Source organism: Acetobacter pasteurianus, assembly GCF_009914215.2.
Taxonomy (GTDB): Bacteria; Pseudomonadota; Alphaproteobacteria; order Acetobacterales; family Acetobacteraceae; genus Acetobacter; species Acetobacter pasteurianus.
Genome location: NZ_CP039846.2, coordinates 447790 through 468565, shown reverse-complemented (window position 1 = coordinate 468565; position 20776 = coordinate 447790). Strand labels below are relative to the sequence as shown.

General features: G+C 56.7%; 16 protein-coding genes. 8 read left to right on the top strand and 8 right to left on the bottom strand.

What is annotated here, in order from left to right; genetic code table 11:
- Nucleotide 1: 1 nt before the first annotated feature.
- From plsY to gltX, 4 genes are read right to left on the bottom strand one after another with little or no spacing between them, the layout of a single operon-like run.
- Complete coding sequence (plsY, locus tag FCN51_RS15615; protein WP_124295176.1) at nt 2-643, bottom strand: glycerol-3-phosphate 1-O-acyltransferase PlsY; 642 nt, start codon at nt 641-643, stop codon at nt 2-4.
- On the bottom strand, nt 643-1935 hold the full coding sequence (locus tag FCN51_RS15610) for a dihydroorotase (protein ID WP_003628387.1): 1293 nt from the start codon (nt 1933-1935) through the stop codon (nt 643-645). The genes plsY and FCN51_RS15610 overlap by 1 nt, the downstream gene beginning before the upstream one ends.
- Nucleotides 1932-2873: an aspartate carbamoyltransferase catalytic subunit gene (locus tag FCN51_RS15605; protein WP_003628385.1), complete on the bottom strand. Its 942-nt coding sequence runs from the start codon at nt 2871-2873 to the stop codon at nt 1932-1934. The genes FCN51_RS15610 and FCN51_RS15605 overlap by 4 nt, the downstream gene beginning before the upstream one ends.
- The gene (gltX, locus tag FCN51_RS15600) at nt 2866-4272 is read right to left on the bottom strand and encodes a glutamate--tRNA ligase (RefSeq protein ID WP_160256305.1); all 1407 of its coding nucleotides are present in this window, start codon (nt 4270-4272) and stop codon (nt 2866-2868) included. Before gltX ends, FCN51_RS15605 begins: the two co-directional genes overlap by 8 nt.
- Before the next feature lie 38 nt (nt 4273-4310).
- Here gltX and FCN51_RS15595 point away from each other — a divergent pair, with 38 nt between their 5' ends.
- Nucleotides 4311-6509 (top strand): ComEC/Rec2 family competence protein, encoded by a 2199-nt coding sequence (locus FCN51_RS15595; protein ID WP_201762589.1) that lies wholly within the window; start codon nt 4311-4313, stop codon nt 6507-6509.
- Nucleotides 6510-6519: 10 nt separating this feature from the next.
- Here the strand turns inward: FCN51_RS15595 and FCN51_RS15590 are convergent, their stop codons facing one another.
- Nucleotides 6520-6858 (bottom strand): carboxymuconolactone decarboxylase family protein, encoded by a 339-nt coding sequence (locus FCN51_RS15590; protein ID WP_003628378.1) that lies wholly within the window; start codon nt 6856-6858, stop codon nt 6520-6522.
- Nucleotides 6859-6875: 17 nt separating this feature from the next.
- Here FCN51_RS15590 and zapE point away from each other — a divergent pair, with 17 nt between their 5' ends.
- The 5 genes from zapE (at nt 6876) to FCN51_RS15565 (ending at nt 15564) form a co-directional block, all read left to right on the top strand.
- On the top strand, nt 6876-8225 hold the full coding sequence (gene zapE / locus FCN51_RS15585; RefSeq protein ID WP_012812673.1) for a cell division protein ZapE: 1350 nt from the start codon (nt 6876-6878) through the stop codon (nt 8223-8225).
- A gap of 209 nt (nt 8226-8434) precedes the next feature.
- Nucleotides 8435-11308 carry a 2-oxoglutarate dehydrogenase E1 component gene (locus FCN51_RS15580; RefSeq protein ID WP_003628374.1) on the top strand — a complete coding sequence of 958 codons (2874 nt, stop codon included), beginning with the start codon at nt 8435-8437 and terminating at the stop codon, nt 11306-11308.
- A 109-nt stretch (nt 11309-11417) separates the two neighbouring features.
- Nucleotides 11418-12659 carry a 2-oxoglutarate dehydrogenase complex dihydrolipoyllysine-residue succinyltransferase gene (gene odhB, locus FCN51_RS15575; RefSeq protein WP_160256304.1) on the top strand — a complete coding sequence of 414 codons (1242 nt, stop codon included), beginning with the start codon at nt 11418-11420 and terminating at the stop codon, nt 12657-12659.
- An 80-nt stretch (nt 12660-12739) separates the two neighbouring features.
- Complete coding sequence (gene lpdA / locus FCN51_RS15570) at nt 12740-14464, top strand: dihydrolipoyl dehydrogenase (RefSeq protein WP_004448962.1); 1725 nt, start codon at nt 12740-12742, stop codon at nt 14462-14464.
- A 65-nt stretch (nt 14465-14529) separates the two neighbouring features.
- Nucleotides 14530-15564: a L,D-transpeptidase gene (locus tag FCN51_RS15565; RefSeq protein WP_020944630.1), complete on the top strand. Its 1035-nt coding sequence runs from the start codon at nt 14530-14532 to the stop codon at nt 15562-15564.
- Between the two features lie 143 nt (nt 15565-15707).
- Here the strand turns inward: FCN51_RS15565 and FCN51_RS15560 are convergent, their stop codons facing one another.
- Together FCN51_RS15560 and ahcY are read right to left on the bottom strand one after the other, a co-directional pair.
- Complete coding sequence (locus FCN51_RS15560) at nt 15708-16193, bottom strand: DUF3597 domain-containing protein (protein WP_003628367.1); 486 nt, start codon at nt 16191-16193, stop codon at nt 15708-15710.
- A gap of 176 nt (nt 16194-16369) precedes the next feature.
- Complete coding sequence (gene ahcY, locus FCN51_RS15555; RefSeq protein ID WP_003628366.1) at nt 16370-17659, bottom strand: adenosylhomocysteinase; 1290 nt, start codon at nt 17657-17659, stop codon at nt 16370-16372.
- A gap of 181 nt (nt 17660-17840) precedes the next feature.
- Between ahcY and FCN51_RS15550 the strand changes: the two genes are divergently transcribed.
- Together FCN51_RS15550 and FCN51_RS15545 are read left to right on the top strand one after the other, a co-directional pair.
- Nucleotides 17841-18551, top strand: a complete 711-nt coding sequence (locus tag FCN51_RS15550; protein ID WP_124295182.1) for a lysophospholipid acyltransferase family protein — start codon at nt 17841-17843, stop codon at nt 18549-18551.
- A 338-nt stretch (nt 18552-18889) separates the two neighbouring features.
- Nucleotides 18890-19972 carry a DUF2125 domain-containing protein gene (locus FCN51_RS15545; RefSeq protein WP_160256303.1) on the top strand — a complete coding sequence of 361 codons (1083 nt, stop codon included), beginning with the start codon at nt 18890-18892 and terminating at the stop codon, nt 19970-19972.
- 5 nt (nt 19973-19977) lie between these two features.
- On the opposite strand, the gene gloB is transcribed toward FCN51_RS15545, so the two are convergent.
- A complete protein-coding gene (gene gloB / locus FCN51_RS15540) occupies nt 19978-20703 on the bottom strand; it encodes a hydroxyacylglutathione hydrolase (protein ID WP_160256302.1) in 726 nt (241 codons plus the stop codon).
- Nucleotides 20704-20776: the final 73 nt, after the last annotated feature.

Below are 20776 nucleotides of genomic sequence, written 5' to 3'. Positions count from 1 at the left end.
ATCACGGCTTTTTTTCGCCAATCCGCGGCTCTTTCCCGCTGAAAATGCGGACAATGTTTTCATGATGCCGCGCAATTACCAACACGCTGATAAGCACCGCAGCCAAAGGCTTGGGAGAAGCCTGAAAGGAAAAGCCATAAAGTGCCAGCAATACCACCGGCATAATGATAAAGGCCGCCAAAGCCCCAGCAGAGGAAATACGCGTGAGCTTGGCCACACCCAGCCACGTGGCGCAGCCAGCTAGCCCAGTAAGAGGAGAAAGAGCCAGCATGGCACCCAGACCGGTTGCAACACCTTTACCGCCCCTAAACCCCAGAAATATCGGGTAGCAATGCCCCACCACAGCGGCCAGAGCGGCCACAGTTACGGTGCGGTCTGAAAAATCAGGCGGGGTCATAATCCAGGCAATGGCAACCGCCAAAAAGCCCTTGGCAGCATCTAGCAGCAGCGTTGCGGCGGCCAGATCCTTACGGCCCGTGCGCAATACATTGGTAGCCCCGATATTGCCGGAACCAATTTTGCGCAAATCTCCCGCACCAGCCAGATTGGTAAGGAGCAGGCCAAAAGGCACGCTGCCCAGCGTGTACCCCATGAACGCCATGGCAGCCACAAGCTTTAAGGCATAGGGAGGCAGAGCTTCCATTATGCCTGCCCTGCCTCATACACCCGGCGGCCAGCTTTCCATGTGCCCAGCACGCGGCCTTCCAGCGGGCGGCCATCAAAAGGTGTGTTTTGTGCACGGCCCGGCAGTTTGCCTGCTTCTACCAGCCAGCTTTGTTCGGGGTCGAACAGGCACAGATCCGCCGCAGCGCCTACAGCCAGCGTGCCGCATTCTGCGCCAAGCAACTGTGCAGGGCGATGGGTTAGCAGGGAAAGTGCCTGAGGCAGCGTGAGCGTACCATCATGTACGCGTGCCAGCGTAACACCCAGAAGTGTTACCAAGCCTGTGCCACCGGTTGCCGCCTGCGCAAAGGGCAGGCGCTTGTCATCTGCATCACGCGGGAGATGGTCCGAGCCAATGGCGTCTATCGTGCCATCTGCCAGCGCGGCGCAAATGGCCAGCCGATCATCCTCGCTCCGCAATGGGGGAGAGAATTTGGCGTAGGTGCGGAAATCGCCAATCGTGTTTTCGTTCAGGTCAAAATACGGCGGAGCGGTATCACACGTTACGTTCAGCCCGCGTTCCTTGGCTTGGCGGATAAGGGCCACGCCTTCACCGGTGGAAACATGGGCGAAATGCAGACGTCCGCCCGTAAGTTCAGCCAGACGAATATCCCGTGCAATCATGATAGCTTCTGCCGCTGCCGGAATGCCGGGTAGACCTAGCCGCGTGGCCAAAGCTCCCGCCGTGGCGCAGCCAGACCCCGCCAGCGAGGGTTCTTCCGGGTGCTGCACAATCATGGCCCCAAAGCCACTGGCGTAGGAAAGGGCCAGCCGCATCAGGCGTGCGGGGTCTAGCGCACGTGCGCCATCTGTAAAGGCTACGGCACCGGCTTCGTGCAGCAGGCCAATTTCTGCCAGTTCCTTCCCTTCACACCCTTTGGTAAGGGCACCATAGGGCAGAATGGTAATGGCCCCGGTTTCTTCCCCACGGGTGCGCAGCATGCGCACAAGGGCCGGGTTATCTATGGCCGGTTTGCAGGTGGGCAGCACGGCAAGGGTGGTAATGCCCCCGGCAGAAGCGGCCCGCGCGGCGGAGGAAACGGTTTCACGGTATTCGTATCCCGGTTCACCAATTTCTACGCGCATGTCCACAAGGCCGGGGCACAGTACGGCATTTTTGCCATCAATAACGGTGGCGTTTTCTGGCGTGCCTTCGGCTCCGGCTTTATCTGTGCCTGCAATAACGCCATCGCGCACCAGCAGGCGGCCGGGTTGGTCCAGCCCGGATGCGGGGTCTATCAGGCGGACGTTTTCAAATAAAAGGGTATTCATGCGGCGGGCCTGCTGCGGGTAAGGCGGTCCAGAACGGCCATGCGTACGGCAACGCCCATTTCAACCTGTTCCTGAATGACGCTCTGGCTAGAATCAGCGACAAGACTGTCTATTTCTACCCCACGGTTCATGGGGCCGGGGTGCATAACCAGCGCATTCTTGCGGGCTAACTGCAACCGGCGCTGATCCAGCCCAAAAAAGCGGAAATATTCACGCGCGCTGGGGATAAGGCCGGAGGACATGCGCTCACGCTGCAAACGCAGCATCATCACCACGTCCACATCCTGTAAGCCTTCTTCCATGTTGTGGAAGATTTCCACCCCGCGTTGCTTCATGGCACCGGGCACCAGTGTTGGCGGGCCAACAAGCCGCACCGTGCTGCCCATGCCTGTCAGCAGGAAGATGTTGGAGCGCGCCACGCGGGAATGCGAAACATCCCCACAAATGGCCACTTTCAGCCCACCTAATGTGCCTAAGTGGCGGCGAATGGTCAGCGCATCCAGCAGGGCCTGTGTGGGGTGCTCGTGCATGCCGTCACCAGCGTTGACCACGCTGGCTTCCACCTTTTGCGCCAGCAGGGCCGGTGCGCCGGATTGGGAATGACGCACCACCAGCAGGTCTGTCCGCATGGCGTTAAGCGTTGCGGCCGTATCCAGCAGGGTTTCACCCTTGTTCACCGAGGATTGGGCAACGGACATATTGATAACGTCCGCCCCCAAACGCTTACCCGCCAGCTCGAAAGATGTGCGGGTGCGCGTGCTGTCCTCAAAGAACAGGTTGATAAGGGTGCGCCCCCGCAGCACATCGCGCGGCACCTTGCGGGAGCGGTTAAGCAGGGCATAGCTTTCGGCCAGATCCAGCAAAGGCTCGATCTGGTCGGGCGTCATGCCTTCCAGCCCGAGCAGATGCCGGGTGTGGCGGCCGGGAAAGCTAGCCATGCAGAACGGCTCCCAAACGGGCGAGGGTTTCATCCTTGCCCAGTGCTTGCAGGGTGGCATCAATGCCGGGGGAGGTGTTGGAGCCTGTTACGGCAGCGCGCACAGGCTGGGCCACCTTGCCCAGCTTCAACTCATGCTTTTCAGCAAAGTTGCGCAGGGTGGTATCAATGGCTTCTGGCGTAAAGTCCGGCACGGCGGCCAGATCACGCGCCAGTTCACCCAGCATGGTACGGGCTTCTGGCGTCAGCAGCTTTTGCGCTTTGTCATTGAACATCAGCGGTACCTGACGGCCAAGGAAAGCCGCACTTTCTGCCAGCTCAACCAGCGTGCGTGCGCGTTCCTTCAGCCCCGGCATCAGGGCGGCCACGCGGGCGCGGGTGGTTTCATCCACACTTACGCCGTCCATTTTCTTGAATCGTTCCATCACATCGTTGGTCAGGCGTTCATCATCCGCCTGCCGCAGCCATACGGCGTTGATGTGCAGCAGCTTGGCGTAATCCATGCGGGAAGGAGAGCGGCCAACGCCATCAATATCAAACAGCTTGATCTGCTCTTCACGCGAGAGGATTTCTGCATCCCCGTGGCCCCACCCCAGACGCAGCAGATAGTTGCACAGGGCTTCGGGCAGGTAACCCATTTCACGGAACTCAACCACAGACTGCGCGCCGTGGCGTTTGGAAAGCTTTGCGCCATCCGGCCCGTGAATGAGCGGCAGATGCCCAAAGCGCGGAAGTTCCCACCCCATGGCGCGGTAGATCATGGCTTGGCGGAAGGTGTTGGTCAGGTGGTCATCACCACGGATCACGTGGGTAATGGCCATATCGTGGTCATCCACCACAACGGCGTGCTGATAGGTGGGGGTGCCATCAGACCGCAGGATGATCATGTCATCCAGTTCGGCATTGGCAACGCGCACTTCACCCTGCACGAGGTCATTGATGGTGGCTTCCCCTTCACGCGGGGCTTTAATACGCACGGCAAAAGGTGCGCCAGCCGGGGCTTCGGATGGGTCACGGTCCCGCCACATGCCGTTATAGCGCGGGGGCAGGCCCTTGGCCTTGGCGTCCTCACGCATCTGGTGCAGCTCTTCAGGCGTGCAGTAGCATTTATAGGCCAGGCCCTTTTCCAGCAGCTCAAGGGCGACTTCCCGGTGCCGATCCTCACGCGAGGACTGGAAAACGGGTTCTTCATCCGGTTCAATCCCCATCCAGGCCAGACCGTCAAAAATAACGTCTACAGCCTGTTGGGTGGAACGCTCACGGTCGGTATCCTCAATACGCAGGAGGAACTCGCCGCCGTGATGACGGGCAAAGAGGAAATTGAACAGGGCTGCGCGGGCGTTGCCAATATGCAGCAGGCCTGTAGGACTCGGAGCGAAGCGTGTACGGATGGTGGTCATGGGGTGGTTCCATACCATGCGCAAGCGCAAGGAGCCATATGCCACGCCTGATGTTACACCTGCATTCTTTGCTTGTTCAGGAACAAAGGCGGCTGGTGCTGTGGGCACCGGTGGGCTTGGCGCTGGGTGCGGTGCTGTATTTTGGCCTGTTGCGTACAGAACCCAGCCTGCTGGAAGGGTTTGTGCTGCCGTGCGGTATGGCTGTGCTGGCCAGCATTGCGGCGTGGCGTATGCGTTATTCGCTTTGGGGGCGTCTGCTCTGGGGCGGGTGCATAACTGTGGCCCTTGGGTTTGCCGCAGCTTGGGGTGGCACGCACAGGCATACGCCCATGCCCGATTTGCCCCGTTTTGCCACAGAAATATCGGGCACAGTGGAGACCATAGCCCTATTACCACTAGCAGATGGCACTGATGTACCGTTTGAGCGCAGAGTAGATCTGGCGCAGGCCGTTTTTCACAACGTGCTGGATGAGGGCATGCCGCCCTTAAGGCGCGTGCTTTCTATATATCTCCAACCCAATGATTCTGTTTCGTTGCAGGCGGGCGACCATCTGAATGTAAAGGCTCTTTTGCAGCCACCTCCATTTCCAGCACTTCCCGGCGCGCGAGACAGGCAGTTTGATGCATGGTTTGCCAATCAGGCGGGGAGTGGCCGGGCCTTGGGGCATGTGCAGCTTGTTGCAATGGGGCAAACGGGGCACGGGCATAAACTGCAACTGTGGTTTGAAAACCTGCGCGAACGCATCAACACCCGTATCCATACTATTCTCCCCGGCCCGGAGGGTGGTGTGGCGGCCACTGTGCTGGTGGGAGCTTCTGAAACTGTAGAAAAACAGGTGCGGGAAGATTTTGCAGCCTCTGGCTTGGCACATCTTTTGGCCGTTGCAGGGCTGCATCTGGGCATTGTGATGGGCCTTGTTATGGCAGCAAGCCGCCTGCTTTTGGCTGCCACGGAATACACAGCCTTGCGTTGGCCCTGTAAGGCCTTGGCCGCTTTATGCGCGTGGAGTGTAGGGCTGGTTTATGTACTGCTTACGGGGGCGCATCTGCCCGCCCAACGCAGCCTGTTCATGGCCGCAGTGGCAGTGCTGGGCATTGCCGCAGGGCGGCGCGTTGTTTCCATGCGTAGCTTGGCGGTGGCGGCCTGCGTGCTGGTGCTGTGTATGCCGCAGGTGGTGATGGGTGTTGCGTTTCAGATGTCCATGGCGGCGGTTATGGCGCTGGTGGCCGGGTATGAGGTATTGCAGCCAAAACTTACGCGCTGGCGCGCCAGCACAACGGGGTTTGGGCACTGGCTGGCATGGCATGGTGCTGTTTTGGCATTAACCAGTGTGCTGGCAGGCTGTGCCACCTTGCCGGTGGCTATGGCGCATTTTGGCGTTATCCAGCCGTTTTTTGTGGTGGCCAACATGGTGGCCGTACCGCTGATGGCTGTCTGGATTATGCCATTAGGCTTGCTGGCCGTGGGCTTCATGCCCTTGCATATGGATGTCCCGTTTTTATGGTTGATGGGTGCAGGTATCCGCCCCGTTATATGGTTGGCGCACATAGTGGCGCACTGGCCTGCCGCGCGCGTGGTTGTGCCACACATGCCGGGGTGGGGGCTGCTGGCCGTTATGCTGGGCTTGAGCTGGATATGTTTATGGCGGCAGCATTGGCGCTGGGTAGGGTGCGCTGGTTTGGTGTTGGGCATGGCAAGCCCGTGGTTACTGGTGCAACCAGATGTGGTGATTAGCCCAGATGGCGGGCTGGTAGGGGTGCGGGATTCCGGTAAGGTTTATGTCATCGGCCAATCTCGTGCACAGCGGCCTATTATGCAGGCATGGGGCCAATATTTTGCCCAACCCGTAGAGGTGTTTCCGCCGGAGGGAGAAGCGCCCGATGGCGCGCTGACATGCGGGGTAGAAGATACACCAGATACCTGTGTGGCTCTGCTACGTGGGCAGGAGGTGGTGGTGCGCAGGCAGGATGCCTCGGATGGGCGCGTGCCATTGTCTGCCGATATATGCACAGGGGCGGATGTGGTTATCAGCACAGCGCCCTTACGCGCTTCCTGCCTGAATGTGCCCATAAGGCTGGATCGGTTTTCAGCGTGGGAAAACGGGGCGGAAGCCGTGTTTGTGCATCAAAGCAAAAATGTGGTCAGAACAGATCGTGCATGGCGCGGGCAACGCCCATGGGTGTTAAAACCCGGTGGCCACGGTATGCCTGTTCTGCCACTAGCCCCTTCGGAATAAATAAGGGGCTTTATTCCGGCGTATCTTCAAACGCTTCCATCACGCGGCTGGAATATACAAGTGCTGCCCCGGCATTTAGCGCCACGGCCACGCCAAGGGCTTCGGCAATTTCCTCCTTGCTGGCACCGGCTTTTTTGGCAGCGGCGGAGTGCACGGCAATGCACCCATCGCATCGGGTGGTCACGGCTACGGCCAGCGCAATCAGCTCGCGCGTTTTGTCATCCAGATGCTTTTTTTCTGGCAGGGGTGTTTCCAGCGTTTGCAGCCCTTTAAGAGTATTGGGTGTTAGGGACGCCAGCGTTTTGACATTCTGTGCCATGTTTGCACGGTAAGCATTCCAGTCTGTCATGATCGCCTCTCTGAATTATGTGGTCTAAACCGATCACAACTGCATCAGATGTGGCGCTTTTTGTCACGACACGGTTAGGAGAGGCTTGTACGCTTGCGGAATGTGCGGTGGAGCCGTTATCGGGCAGGATTATGACACAGACAGACATGAACGGGGCATCAGCCGCAACACGGCTGGGGCCATTGGCAGTTTACCAGCAGCGTATTGCAGCGGGGGAACTCAAGAGTGATCCAGACCAGCTGCGTGTAATAACGCGGCTGAACACCTTGTGGCAGGAACTGGCAAGCATGCCAGCTTTGGCTGCGCCATCACCCGCGCAGGGGATGGAAGGCAAGGCCAAAGGCTTGCTGGCCGGGCTGGCCCGCAGGTTGCGCCCGCAGGCAGATACATCTGCCACCCGCCCGGTGCGCCCGCGTGGGCTGTATATTGTGGGCCGTGTGGGGCGCGGCAAAACCATGGTGATGGATCTGTTCTACGCCTGCGCGCCCGTGCAGAAAAAGGAGCGCATCCACTTTTTGCGCTTCATGCAGGATGTGCACCGTGATCTGCATGATCTTAAAGCCGCCAACCCCAATATGGCAGACCCCATTCCGCCGCTGGCTAAAACCATTGCCAGCAAGGCACAGCTTTTGTGCTTTGATGAGTTTCAGGTGAACGACATTGCCGATGCCATGATTCTGGGCCGGCTGTTTGAGGCCCTGTTTGCAAATGGGGTGGTGATTGTGGCCACCTCCAACACAGAACCTTCGCAACTGTTCCAGAACCGCCCCGGCGCAGATGCGTTTAAACCGTTTATTGCCGTTATCCAGCGTGAACTGGATACGATTGAGCTGGATTCGCCGCGTGATTACCGCCGAGGGCGTGAGCAGGACCGTGAAACATGGCTTGTACCTGCGGATTCTCAGGCCAAAAGCAGGCTGGACAGAATTTTTGCCCGCTATGCAGGGGATGAAAAGGCTGGCCCGGTGGACCTGAAGTTCAGCGGCCGGGTGTTTGAGGTCGATCAGGCGGCAGGCCCAGTGTGCCGGTTTGATTTCAACTCTTTGTGTGGCAAGCCGCGTGGGCCGAATGATTATCTGGCGCTTGCCAAACGCTTTCCGGTGGTCATTGTCGATAACATTCCAAGCATGGGGCAGGATGATGCCAACCTTGCCCGGCGTTTCATCACGCTCATAGATGCCTTGTACGACAACGGAAATCTGCTGTTTGCCTCGGCTGATGCACAGCCCGACCAGCTGTTTACAGATGGGGATGGCGCAGATGCGTTTGCACGCACGGCATCACGTCTCGCTGAGATGGGAAGTGAAAGCTGGCTGGAGCATGGAGCGCAGGCTGCGCAACAGGCCCACAGCCTCTCTAGAGCGTGACATCCCACGCCCTTGTTCCCGCCACACACGCGGTCTAGCTCTTTGATACAGAACAAGCCGGAAGCGGGATGGCTTTCCGGCAAAAAGGACACAGGGGACGCTCCGCGCTATGGGGCGGAGTGAAGAAAAAATGGTCCGGTTTACGGTGGAGAACGACGCAATATCTGGCCAACGGCGCGTATGTGCCCCGTGGCAAGGAGGAATGTGAGATGGCGGTTTCGGACGTACTGGCAACCGCTCTTAACGGTGCCAATATCGCTTACCTTGCGGATCTGTATGCCCAGTGGGCAAAAGATCCCAAAAGTGTGGATCCGTCCTTCGATATTCTGTTCAGCTCATTGGGCGATGATGAAGCCGCAGTGCTGAAGGATGCCGTTGGAGCCTCTTGGGCACCACGCCCTTCCATTATCACGGGGGATGAACCCGCACCTGCTCCGAAAGGAAAAGGTGGCCCGGCTGGTGGGTTGGCCGCGCAGGATAGTCTGGCCATTGCCCGGCTGATCCGTGCGTATCGTGAATACGGCCATCTGGAAGCCTCGCTTGATCCGCTGGGCCTGAAGGTACCTCATAAAACCGAGGAGCTGGACCCCGCCACATATGGTTTTGGTGAAAAAGACTTGAACCGCGAAGTGTTCATTGGGTCACTGCTTGATCCGCTGCTCAAGGGCAAGAACACGGCCAAGGTTTCCGAGGTTATTGCGGCACTCCGCTCTGTGTATTGCGAAAGCATTGGCGCGGAATACATGTATGCCCGTAACCACGAACAGCGCGAATGGCTGCGCAAGCGGCTGGAAGGCGATAACTGGCGCGCCCACGTAACAGTGGAAGAGCAGAAGGTTATCTTGGCCAACCTGACAGAAGCCGAAGGTTTTGAGGCTTTCTGCCAGAAGCGCTATGTGGGTGCGAAGCGTTTTGGTTTGGAAGGGGGCGAAATCTCCATTCCTTCCCTGCACGCCATTATTGATTCCTGTGCCAGCCAGGGGGTGACATCCGTTGCCATCGGCATGGCGCATCGTGGCCGTTTGAACACGCTGGTTAACGTGGTGCGCAAGCCTTACGTGGCCATCTTTAACGAATTTGCCGGTGGTTCCTTCAAACCAGACAATGTTGAAGGTTCGGGTGACGTTAAATACCACCTTGGCTCCTCCACAGATGTGGATGTGGCAGGCAAGGCGGTGCATATCTCGCTCCAGCCCAACCCTTCTCATCTGGAAGCAGTGGATCCGGTTGTGTGCGGCAAGGTGCGTGCCATTCAGGATGATGCGGGTGATACGGAAAAACGCCTGTCCAGCCTTGGCGTTATCATCCACGGTGATGCCGCGTTTGCCGGGCAGGGCATTGTTTACGAAACCTTCGCCATGTCCCAACTGCCGGGCTACCGCACGGGTGGCACCATCCATATGGTAGTGAACAACCAGATTGGCTTTACCACCAATCCGGAATGTGGGCATTCGGGCATTTACGGCACCGATGTTGCAAAATCCATTGAAGCTCCCGTGCTGCATGTAAACGGTGATGATGCCGAGGCGGTGATTTACGTCTCTCGCCTTGCTGCGGATTACCGTCAGGCTTTTGCCAGTGACATTGTGCTGGATATCGTCTGCTACCGTCGCCACGGGCATAACGAAACGGATGAGCCAGTTTTCACTCAGCCGGTCATGTATAAAGCCATTGCCGCGCATGATACGCCGCACACGCTTTATGCAAAACGCCTTGTAAAAGCAGGTGTTGTGACGGATGACGAAGTGAAGGCCCAGTGGGATGCCTTCCACGCCAAGCTGGATGAAGATTACAAAGCTGCCCAGTCTTACAAGGTGAACAAGGCAGACTGGCTGGAAGGTGGCTGGAAAGGCTTGGTGGCTGCTGGGCATGATCCGGAACGCGCCTTCCCCGAAACCGGTGTTGCACTGGATGCGCTGCGCAAAATTGGCGAAGCCATTACAAAAGTGCCAGAAGGCTTCAACCTGAATTCCAAAATTGCCCGCCAGCTCAAGGCCAAGGCAAACATGTTCAGCACGGGTGAAGGGTTTGACTGGGCAACCGGTGAGGCTCTGGGCTTTGGCTCCCTGTTGCTGGATGGCCACCGTGTGCGTCTTTCCGGCGAAGATTGCCAGCGTGGCACGTTCAGCCAGCGTCATGCCGTATGGACGGATCAGGTTAACCAGACACCGTTTACGCCGCTGAACCATATTCAGGACAAGCAGGCGAAAATCGAAATCTGGAACTCGCTTCTTTCAGAATACGGCGTGGTTGGGTTTGAATACGGATATTCCGTGCGCAACCCGCAAACGCTGGTGCTGTGGGAAGCCCAGTTTGGTGATTTTGCCAACTGTGCGCAGGTGATTATCGATCAGTTCATTGCCTCGGGTGAAACCAAGTGGCTGCGTATGTCCGGTTTGGTCATGCTGCTGCCGCATGGTTACGAAGGGCAGGGGCCGGAACATTCTTCTGCCCGTCTGGAACGTTATCTTCAGCTTTGTGCTGAAAATAACATGTTTGTTTGCAACATCACCACGCCCGCAAACTACTTCCACGCCCTGCGCCGCCAGCTCAAGCTGGATTACCGCAAGCCGATGATCCTGATGGAGCCCAAGTCTCTGCTGCGGCACAAACTTGCGGTTTCCGCTCTGGCAGATTTTGGTCCGGGCACACGCTTTAAACCCGTGATTGGCGAAATTGATGATCTGGGCGCCGATAACAAGGTGCGCCGCGTGGTGATCTGTTCTGGCAAGGTCTATTACGATCTGCTGGCCGAACGCCGGGAAAAAGGCATCAAGGATGTTGCCATCCTGCGTCTGGAACAACTCTACCCCTTCCCGGAAGCAGCCCTTGCCGCCGAACTTAAGCGCTATCCTGAAGCAGACATTGTCTGGTGTCAGGAAGAAACGGAAAACGGCGGTGCATGGCATTTTGCAGACAGGCGGATTGAAGCAGCCCTTGCTGCCGCAGGCCATAAGGCAGGCCGCCCGCAATATGTGGGCCGCGCCGCAGCAGCCAGCCCGGCCACCGGCCTTGCCCGTATTCATGCGGCAGAGCAGGCGGATCTGGTTGAACGCGCATTGGGGCTGAAAAAGTCTGGCTGAACCGGATTAGGCTGAATTGAAGAAAATAGCCCGCAAATACGGGCGCACCCCGGTGCCACTGCCAAAAGTTAAAGTGGCACCGGGGATTTAAAAGAAGATGGGGAACAGGATGTCTGTCGAGATCAAGGTGCCGACACTGGGTGAAAGCGTAACCACAGCAACCGTGGCCAAGTGGCTGAAGCAGCCGGGCGAAGCGGTGCAGGCAGATGAACCGATTGTTGAGCTGGAAACCGATAAAGTGAGCGTGGAAGTTTCTGCGCCGCAGGCTGGTATTCTGGGCCCACAGGCTGCCAAGGAAGACCAGGAAGTAGAAGTGGGCGCATTGCTGACCACGCTGGAACCCGCCAAGGCCGGTACTGCACCAGCCGCAAAAGCCGCTGCCCCGGAAAAGAAAGCAGAACCCGTAACGGCTGCCGCTCCGGCAAAAGCAGCCGCACCAGCACCTAAGGCCGCAGCCCCGGCTCCGGCAGTAGATGCCGGTGCTGCTCTGCCCGCAGCCCGCAAGATGATGGCTGAAAACGGCCTGAGCGCACAGCAGCTTGCAGGCACCGGCCTTGGTGGCCGCATTACCAAAGGGGATGTGCTGGGCTTTTTGGCCAACCCGCAGGCTGCAACACCAGCCGCAGCCCCCAAGCCGCCGCGTAATGATGACCCGCGTGAAGAACGCGTGAAGATGACGCGCCTGCGCCGCACCATTGCTCGCCGCCTGAAGGAAGCACAGAACACGGCGGCCATGCTGACAACGTTTAATGAAATCGACATGTCCGGCGCCATGGCGCTGCGTGCCGAATATCAGGACTCGTTTGTTAAAAAGCACGGTGTCAAGCTGGGCTATATGTCCATCTTCTCCCGCGCTGTTGTGGCTGCCCTGAAAGAGTTCCCGGCCATTAACGCAGAAATTGACGGTGATGATGTCATCTACCGTGATTTCGTAAACCTCGGCATTGCCGTGGGTGGGCCAAACGGGCTGGTGGTGCCGGTTATCCGTGATGCCGATAAGATGAGCTATGCCGAAATTGAAAAAACCATTGCAGGTTTTGGCAAGGCAGCGCGTGAAGGCACGTTGAAGCTGGATCAGCTTTCTGGCGGCACCTTCTCCATCACCAATGGCGGTATTTACGGTTCTCTGCTGTCTACCCCCATCCTGAATGCACCTCAGTCCGGTATTCTGGGCATGCACTCCATTCAGGAACGCCCGGTGGCAGTGAACGGGCAGGTGGTGATCCGCCCGATGATGTATATTGCCCTTTCTTATGATCACCGCATTGTAGATGGCAAGGAAGCCGTCAGCTTCCTTGTGCGGGTGAAGCAGAACGTGGAAGACCCCCGCCGCCTTCTGATTGAAGTCTGATAGCGCGGTTGCCGAAGGGGTGAATACGTGCCCCTTCGGCCAATTTTTCTGCATATCCCTACGTGAGCGAGACGAGACCCATGCCTATTGAAATTAAAGTTCCCACACTTGGAGAAAGCGTTACGACCGCCACGGTGGGGAAGTGGCTGAAGCAGCCGGGTGAAGCTGTAAAGGTAGATGAACCAGTTGTTGAGCTGGAAACAGATAAAGTAAGCGTGGAAGTGCCTGCTCCGGCATCTGGCCGGCTTGAAAATCATGCCGTTAAAGAAGGTGATGAAGTAGAAGTTGGCGCTGTGCTGGCTACGCTGGAAGCCGGTGCCGCTGGTTCTGCCCCCGCTGCAAAAGCTGCACCTGCTGCCAAGGCAGAAGAAGCCAAACCAGCCGCCGCAGCCGCACCAGCACAGCAGGCTCCGGCAGAAACAGATTACGATGTGGTGGTGATTGGTGCTGGCCCGGGTGGGTATGTGTGCGCCATTCGTGCTGCACAGCTTGGCTTTAAAGTGGCATGTGTTGAACAGCGTGCAACACTTGGTGGCACCTGCCTGAATGTGGGTTGTATTCCGTCCAAGGCGCTGCTTCAGTCTTCCGAAAATTATCATGCAGCCGGGCACGATTTTGCCGCGCATGGTGTGGTGATTGATAGCGTAAAGCTGGATCTGGCCCGTATGCAGGCCCGTAAGGCAGATATTGTGGGCGCCAACGTGAAGGGCGTTGAATATCTGTTCAAGAAGAATGGCATCACCTGGCTGAAAGGCCACGGCAAGGTGGAAGGCACAGGCCGCCTGAGCGTGGATGGCAAGCCGGTAACTGCCAAGCACATTGTTATTGCCAGCGGCAGCAACAGTGCCAACCTGCCGGGCATTGAAATAGATGAGAAAGTTATTGTCACCTCTACCGGTGCACTGGAACTTTCCGAAGTGCCCAAGCGCCTTGTGGTGATTGGTGGCGGCGTAATTGGTCTGGAACTTGGCAGTGTATGGGGCCGTCTGGGTGCCGACGTAACCGTTGTTGAATTCCTTGATCGTCTGGTGCCGGGTACGGATAACGAAGTGGCCTCGCAGTTCCAGAAACTGCTGGTGAAGCAGGGCTTCAAGATGAAGCTGGGCCATAAGGTCACCAAAGCCGAAAAAACCAAAAAAGGCGTGGTGCTGACGGTTGAACCTTCAGCCGGTGGTGCTGCCGAAACACTTGAGGCCGATGTGGTTCTGGTTGCTGTAGGCCGCACGGCTGCCAGCAAGAACATGGGTCTGGAAGAAGCCGGTATTGCGCTGGATAAGCGTGGCCGTGTTGAGGTGGATGCCCATTACACCACCAGCGTGCCGGGCATTTACGCCATTGGCGATGTGATTGCAGGCCCTATGCTGGCCCATAAGGCAGAAGAAGAAGGCGTGGCCTTGGCAGAACTGCTGGCTGGTCAGGCTGGGCATGTGAATTACGATGCCATTCCGGGTGTGATTTACACATGGCCGGAAGTTGCTTCCGTTGGCTTTACGGAAGAGCAGCTTAAAGACAAGGGCGTGGCTTACAAAATCGGCAAGTTCCCCTTCATGGCCAATGGCCGTGCCCGCGCTTTGGGCATGACGGATGGCTTTGTAAAGGTGCTGGCAGATAAGCAGACAGACCGTGTTCTGGGTGTGCACATTATTGGCCCATGTGCTGGCGAACTAATTGCCGAAGCCACAATGGCCATTGAATTTGGGGCCTCTGCCGAAGATATCGGCCGCGTGTGCCACGCACATCCAACCCTGAGTGAAGCCGTGAAGGAAGCCGCGCTGGGTGCTGACAACCGCGCGATCAACATCTGAAAGTTTCCTTCTAACTGAAAGTGGTGCCATACTCTCTCCTATTCAGAAGATGGGAGAGAGGTGGCATGTTCGTGCCAAGGCATCCAACTGTATGGGCAATGGCTGGTAGCCTGCTTTTGGCACCGGGCGGGCTTGCTGCGGCCCAAACGCCTGCGCCAGATGCGGCCTCTCAAACCGAAGAATCCCGGCCAGAAAAATCATCCATACAGGGTGATGGCGCGCAAACTCCGGCCCCCACGCAGGAAGCGCCGGATGGCCATGTGCCTTACACACCACCGCCAGAGGAAGCCGCGCAGCTTCCCCCAATGCCTGTGGTGGATAATGAAGAAGCCCGTAAGGAAGCTGATGGCCTTACGCGGGATTTCCGGCATGAAGTGCCCGTAGCCCTTAAAGTTTCAACCGCACGTAAAACCGCATGGATTGCATTGGCCCGCCAGCAGTTGGAGCAGGCCGGATACGTTATTGATCGGCCTCAGGTGCTGGTAGTGGTGGATCGTAATCCTTCGGTGCAGCGCCTGTGCCTGATTCTGGCCTTGCCGAATGATCCAGACTGGCAGGTTATTGGTAGCACCAAGGTTTCTACAGGCACTACGGGGCGCAAGTATTATTACATTACGCCCACCGGGGTGTTCACCAACACGGCTGATCGGCTTGGCTACCGCGCGCTTGGCACCAAAAATGAAAATGGTATTCGCGGTAACGGTATCAAGGGCATGCGGGTGTGGGATTTTGGCTGGCAGTGGGCCGAAAAAGGCTGGCTACCCAGCCGGGAAAAAGGCCAGATCCGGCTGGAAATGCACGCAACAGATCCCGTTTATCTGGAACAACGGCTCGGCCATACGGCATCTGAAGGCTGCATTCGTATTCCGGCATCGTTAAACGTGTTTATTGATAAGCACGGCCTGATAGATGCGGAATATGAGCAATGGGCTGCCGTGGATATGCGTTTTAAAGCCCTGTTGCGGCCAGATAGAAAACCCACCGCTATTTCTGGCGTCGCCGTAGTGGTGGTGGATTCGGCTGATTATCACCCGGATTCAGATAAAACCGCAGCACTTAAGGAAAATGCAGGCCCATCCAAATTAGCTGCGCGTGGGTAATTAAAGGGCGGGCAGGGCGTAATGTTTAGCGGCTGAAACCAAACGCCGCCTGTGCCTGCCTTATGCCGCAACAAAAAGGCGTGCCGCCCGTAAGCAGCACGCCTTTTGTTTTAACCGGTAAAACTGGTTTTTCTTACCAGATATTACAGGCCAGCAGGCACTTTGCCGCCGTTTTCGGCCAGTTTCTGGCGCACTTCTTTAATCAGCCATACGTTCATGGTGGCGCTGTCGTTCGTGTCACCCGTATAGCCCAGTTCGCCAGCCAGTTTCTTGCGGGCATCCAGGGAGCTGTCGAGGCCCAGAAGCTTCAGCAGATCCACAATGGACTCCTGCCAGTTCAGGTTCTGGCCATTTTTTGCAGCCATATCGGCCAGCACGGCATCAACATTTACCGGCGTGCCAGCAGGCGGAATGGTGCCCGGAGCCGCAGCGGCAGCAGCAGAAGGCTGTGCGCCAGCATTAGCAGGGGATGTGGTGTCTGGCGTGGCAGCCTTGGCATGATGGAAAATGGCGGAGAGAATGGAGCCAAAAATGCTCATGTTCAGAAATCCTTTCGCAAGAGCCAGCATGACTTTTACAATACAAGAAGCAGAATGCTTAAAGGCAAGCCATGCAATACCCCTAAGCATACAGCAGCATTGCTTGTTGCATAGAGCGCTTAATGCTTTCTGAATATTAAGTTTTTTTACAAGACATGGCCGGAAAAAGGCAGCCTCTGCCGCACAGGCAAAGCAGGCAGAATATAAAAAAAGGGGTATGGGCCAACTGGCAGCCCATACCCCTTTTTGTGCACCGATTTAAAAAATCAGTAGCGGTAGTCGTGGTGCTTGAACGGGCCGTTAACGTGCACGCCAATATATTCAGCCTGCTCTTTGTTCAGCTTGCTCAGGTGTGCGCCAACCTTGGCCAGATGCAGGGCAGCAACTTTTTCATCCAGCTTTTTGGGCAGGGTGTACACTTTGGCTTCGTATTTACCTTCCGGGGCTGTCCACAGTTCAATCTGGGCCAGTGTCTGGTTGGTGAAGGAAGCGGACATCACGAAGGAGGGGTGGCCCGTGGCGTTGCCAAGGTTCACCAAACGGCCTTCGGACAGCACAATCAGGCGCTTGCCATCGGGGAACACAACTTCGTCCACCTGCGGCTTGATGTTGTCCCACGTGAAGTTACGCAGCGCGTTGATCTGGATTTCAGAATCAAAGTGCCCGATGTTGCACACAATGGCGCGGTTTTTCATGGCGCGCATGTGGTCAAGCGTAATCACGTCCACGTTGCCGGTGGCGGTGACAAAGATGTCACCACGGGGTGCACCTTCTTCCATCGTCACCACTTCGTAGCCTTCCATGGCAGCCTGAAGGGCGCAGATAGGGTCTACTTCCGTAACCAGAACGCGGCAGCCTGCATTGCGCAGGGAAGCAGCAGAACCTTTACCCACATCACCATAACCGGCAACAACGGCAACCTTGCCAGCCATCATCACGTCTGTGCCACGGCGGATTGCGTCCACCAGGCTTTCGCGGCAGCCATACAGGTTATCGAATTTGGATTTGGTAACGCTGTCGTTCACGTTAATGGCCGGAACCTTCAGCGTGCCTTTTTTCTGCATTTCCCACAGGCGGTGCACACCTGTTGTGGTTTCTTCAGAAAGGCCTTTCACGTTGGCCAGCAGTTCGGGGTATTTGTCGTGCATCAGCACGGTCAGATCACCGCCGTCATCCAGAATCATGTTCGGGGTCCAGCCATCGGGGCCCTTCACTGTCTGTTCAATGCACCACCAGAATTCTTCTTCCGACAGGCCTTTCCATGCAAATACGGGAATGCCCGCAGCAGCAATGGCAGCCGCAGCGTGGTCCTGCGTAGAGAAGATGTTGCAAGATGACCAACGGACCGTGGCGCCAAGGGCCACCAGTGTTTCAATCAGCACGGCGGTCTGGATGGTCATGTGCAGGCAGCCGGCAATGCGTGCGCCTTTCAGCGGCTTGCTCTGGCCGTATTCCTCGCGCAGGGCCATCAGGCCGGGCATTTCGCCTTCGGCAATGGAAATTTCCTTGCGGCCCCACTCAGCGAGAGAGAGATCCTTAACCTTGTAATCGCTCATGTTATCCTGTCTTCCTGTGCAGATCGGGCTTTTCTATACAGCGTGGGGCAGGTGGATGCCAGCCGAAACCGGCATGGCAGATGCAGCCCCTGCATGCTTGCCGCTTGCATATGGGCTTTTTTTCTGGTGTCCAGATGCAACATGTCCTGAATGATCTTTGAGGCTACGCCGGGTTTTTTGAATGTCTGTGCTTCGTTCCGTTCTGTTTAACGTTCTGGCTTTTCTGCTTACGCTGCTTATGGGCGTTGGGGCTTTTCCCATCCGCTGGTTTGCGCATGGGCTGGCGCTGCCTTATGCAAAATTGTGGTCTCGGCTTGTTCTGGCGCTGTTTCGCAGTATCTGCGGCGTAAAGGTGGAAATTACGGGGCTGGAGCATCTGCCTGCCAATGGTCCGGCGCTTATTGCCTCTCAACATCAATCCGCTTTTGATACGCTGGTATGGATGTTGCTGCTGCCCCGCCCCTGTTATGTCATGAAGGGTGAATTGCGGCGTATTCCCTTGCTTGGCCCTATGCTGGTTTTAACTGGTATGATGCCCATTGAGCGTGCAGCAGGGGCCAAGGCCATGCGTATGTTGTTGCAGGAAACAGACAAAGCGCTGAAGGCAAACCGGCAGATTATTATTTTTCCTGAAGGCACACGCACGGCACCGGGTGAGCACGTGGCGCTTAAGCCGGGCATTGCCGCTATGGCCAACCACGCCAAGCTGCCGGTTATTCCGGTTGCCACCAATTCTGGCCTGTTCTGGGGGCGCAATGCGTTTTTCAAGCGCTCTGGCGTTTTGCACATTGCCATTGGCCCAGCCGTAGGCCCAGCCAAGCGCGCCGCCCTGTTGGCGGATATTGAAGCAGGATGGCGTGAACAGGAAAAAACATTCCAGCCCATAGCCTGATGACGGGGGATAAACCCCCAAAGCATGTGGATAACTTTGTGGAATTTCTTTTGACCATATGTGCGATCACATCAGTAATCGGGGCGGTTTTTCTGTAAACATCTGTTAAATGCAAAACGAATACTTTGTAAATTTTTTGTGAAAGACAAAACTGTCGTCTTTTTGTCTTTCATATCAAGGGCTTTTTAGGGGGGCGGTGTTTTCCCGTAAAAAACAGCATCAGGTTTTCCCTCCAAATTTGTGTGAATGTGACACAATAAGGGCGAAGCACCCTTGCCTGTGGATAAAAGGCGGGACTCTGTAGAAAACTGCCATGAATGTTCAGGAAAAGGGTGTGAATGAAAAAAAAGCTTCTTAGTGTTGCAGTGGGGGCTGGCGGCTGCTTTCTGGTTTTAAGTGGCTATTGGTGGGCAAGTGCGCAGTATCTGCAAAAGCAGGCAGATAACATGCCATCGGGGTGTCAGGCACATTACTCATCCGGCGCGGTAAATGGATGGCCTTGGTATGCGCAGTTGGATACGCAAAATATGCGCATGGTGTGCACGCCGTTATTAGCTGCGCGGTCTTCTGCTTTTCAGATCATTTATGCGGCGGCCCGCGTTACGGCAGATACCGCGTTCTGGCGGCCCTTTTTCGTGCATGTGCGGCTGATTAGCCCAATGGTGATGGAAACCCTCCATAATGAGCAGGAAGGGGAAGATGCTCCCGTTGTGCTGCGTATGGAGGGAGACCCCATAGAGCTTGATCTTCCGTTAAGCAGAAAGGCGGCAGGCCATGCCGTTTTTCAGGCACCGTTCCTGCATGTGCTGTTTCCTGCCGGTGCCAGCCATATGGGAGATATGGTTCTGCAAAATGTGCGTGGCAAAGCCTTCTGGAACATGCGGGCCACGCAGGAACAAAGCACGGCTGCCGTTTTTGTTAAGGCTCAACGGTGGGGCATAACGGGGTGGCAAACAGTGCTGGAGCATGTGCAGGCTGCTATTGCTATACCGGGGCCGACCACAAATGTGCGCGAAAGCATTTTTCCATCCAGTGGTGCGGCTGCATGGCCTGATGTGTTGGTGCAGCGTTTTACAGCCCACTGGCGAGACCTTAACCTGAACATGACAGGGCAGGTGCGCGGCGGAGAACTTTTACACCCCACGGGTGATTTCTGGCTGAGCGTTGCAAACTGGCAGCCCTTTTTAGAAAATTTGCGGCGTGAAGGCACACTCTCCGCGCAGGAGGCCACGGGCATGGCCACTATGTTGGCGCGTGTTACGCGGGAGCAGCCGGGCAACCTGCAAATGCCACTTATGTTGCGTAACGGCACCATGCAGTTGGGAACACTGCCCGTTTCTGCCTTGCAACCTGTTTTTCAGGCGGCGCGGCATGCCGCGCAGGAAACCGCAGCACAAGCCGGGCACGCCCCTGCAAACTGAAGAGGTCAGAATGTATCTTTTTCGCGGCGCAGTTGGGCAAAGGCTTGCACGTTCTGCGCGCGTAAAAAGGGGTTGGTGGCGCGTTCCATCCCCAATGTGGAAGGCACGGTGGGTTTGTTTTCCGCTCGCAGGCGGCGCACTTCGGTCACACGTTCCTTCAGGGCCGCATTATGTGGCTCTGCATGCAGGGCAAAGGCGCTGTTGCCCAACGTGTATTCGTGCCCGCAATACACGCGCGTTGCATCTGGCAGAGCATCCAGCTTGTGCAGGCTTTCAAACATCTGTTCGGCAGTGCCCTCAAACAGTCGGCCACAGCCAAGGCTGAACAGCGTATCTCCACAAAATAGAGAGGGCGGGTTGGGGAAGTCATAGCAAATATGTCCCAGCGTATGGCCCGGAACAGCAATAACAGTGCCTGTGCATGCCCCTACGGCAATGCTGTCTTGGTCATGCAGTGTAATATCCAGTGGCGGCATACGTTGTTGTTCGGCGGCAGGGCCAGCCACACGCGCATGATAGCGCTGGCGTAGCGCTTCTGCGCCACCGGTGTGGTCATGATGATGGTGCGTGAGCAAAATCAGATCCAGCCGTCCGCCTTCCTTTTCAATAAAGTCGGCAACGGGTGTGGCCTCTCCGGGGTCTACTACTGCGGTGGCGCCTGTTTCCGTATCACGCAGAAACCACGCGTAATTGTCGGATAGAACGGGAATGGCCTGAACATCCAAAGGCATGGGGAAAACTCCTGCTGTGAAAGTTTGGGAATAGGGAAGGCAAATCATGACGGGGTCACAAACCGTATGATAG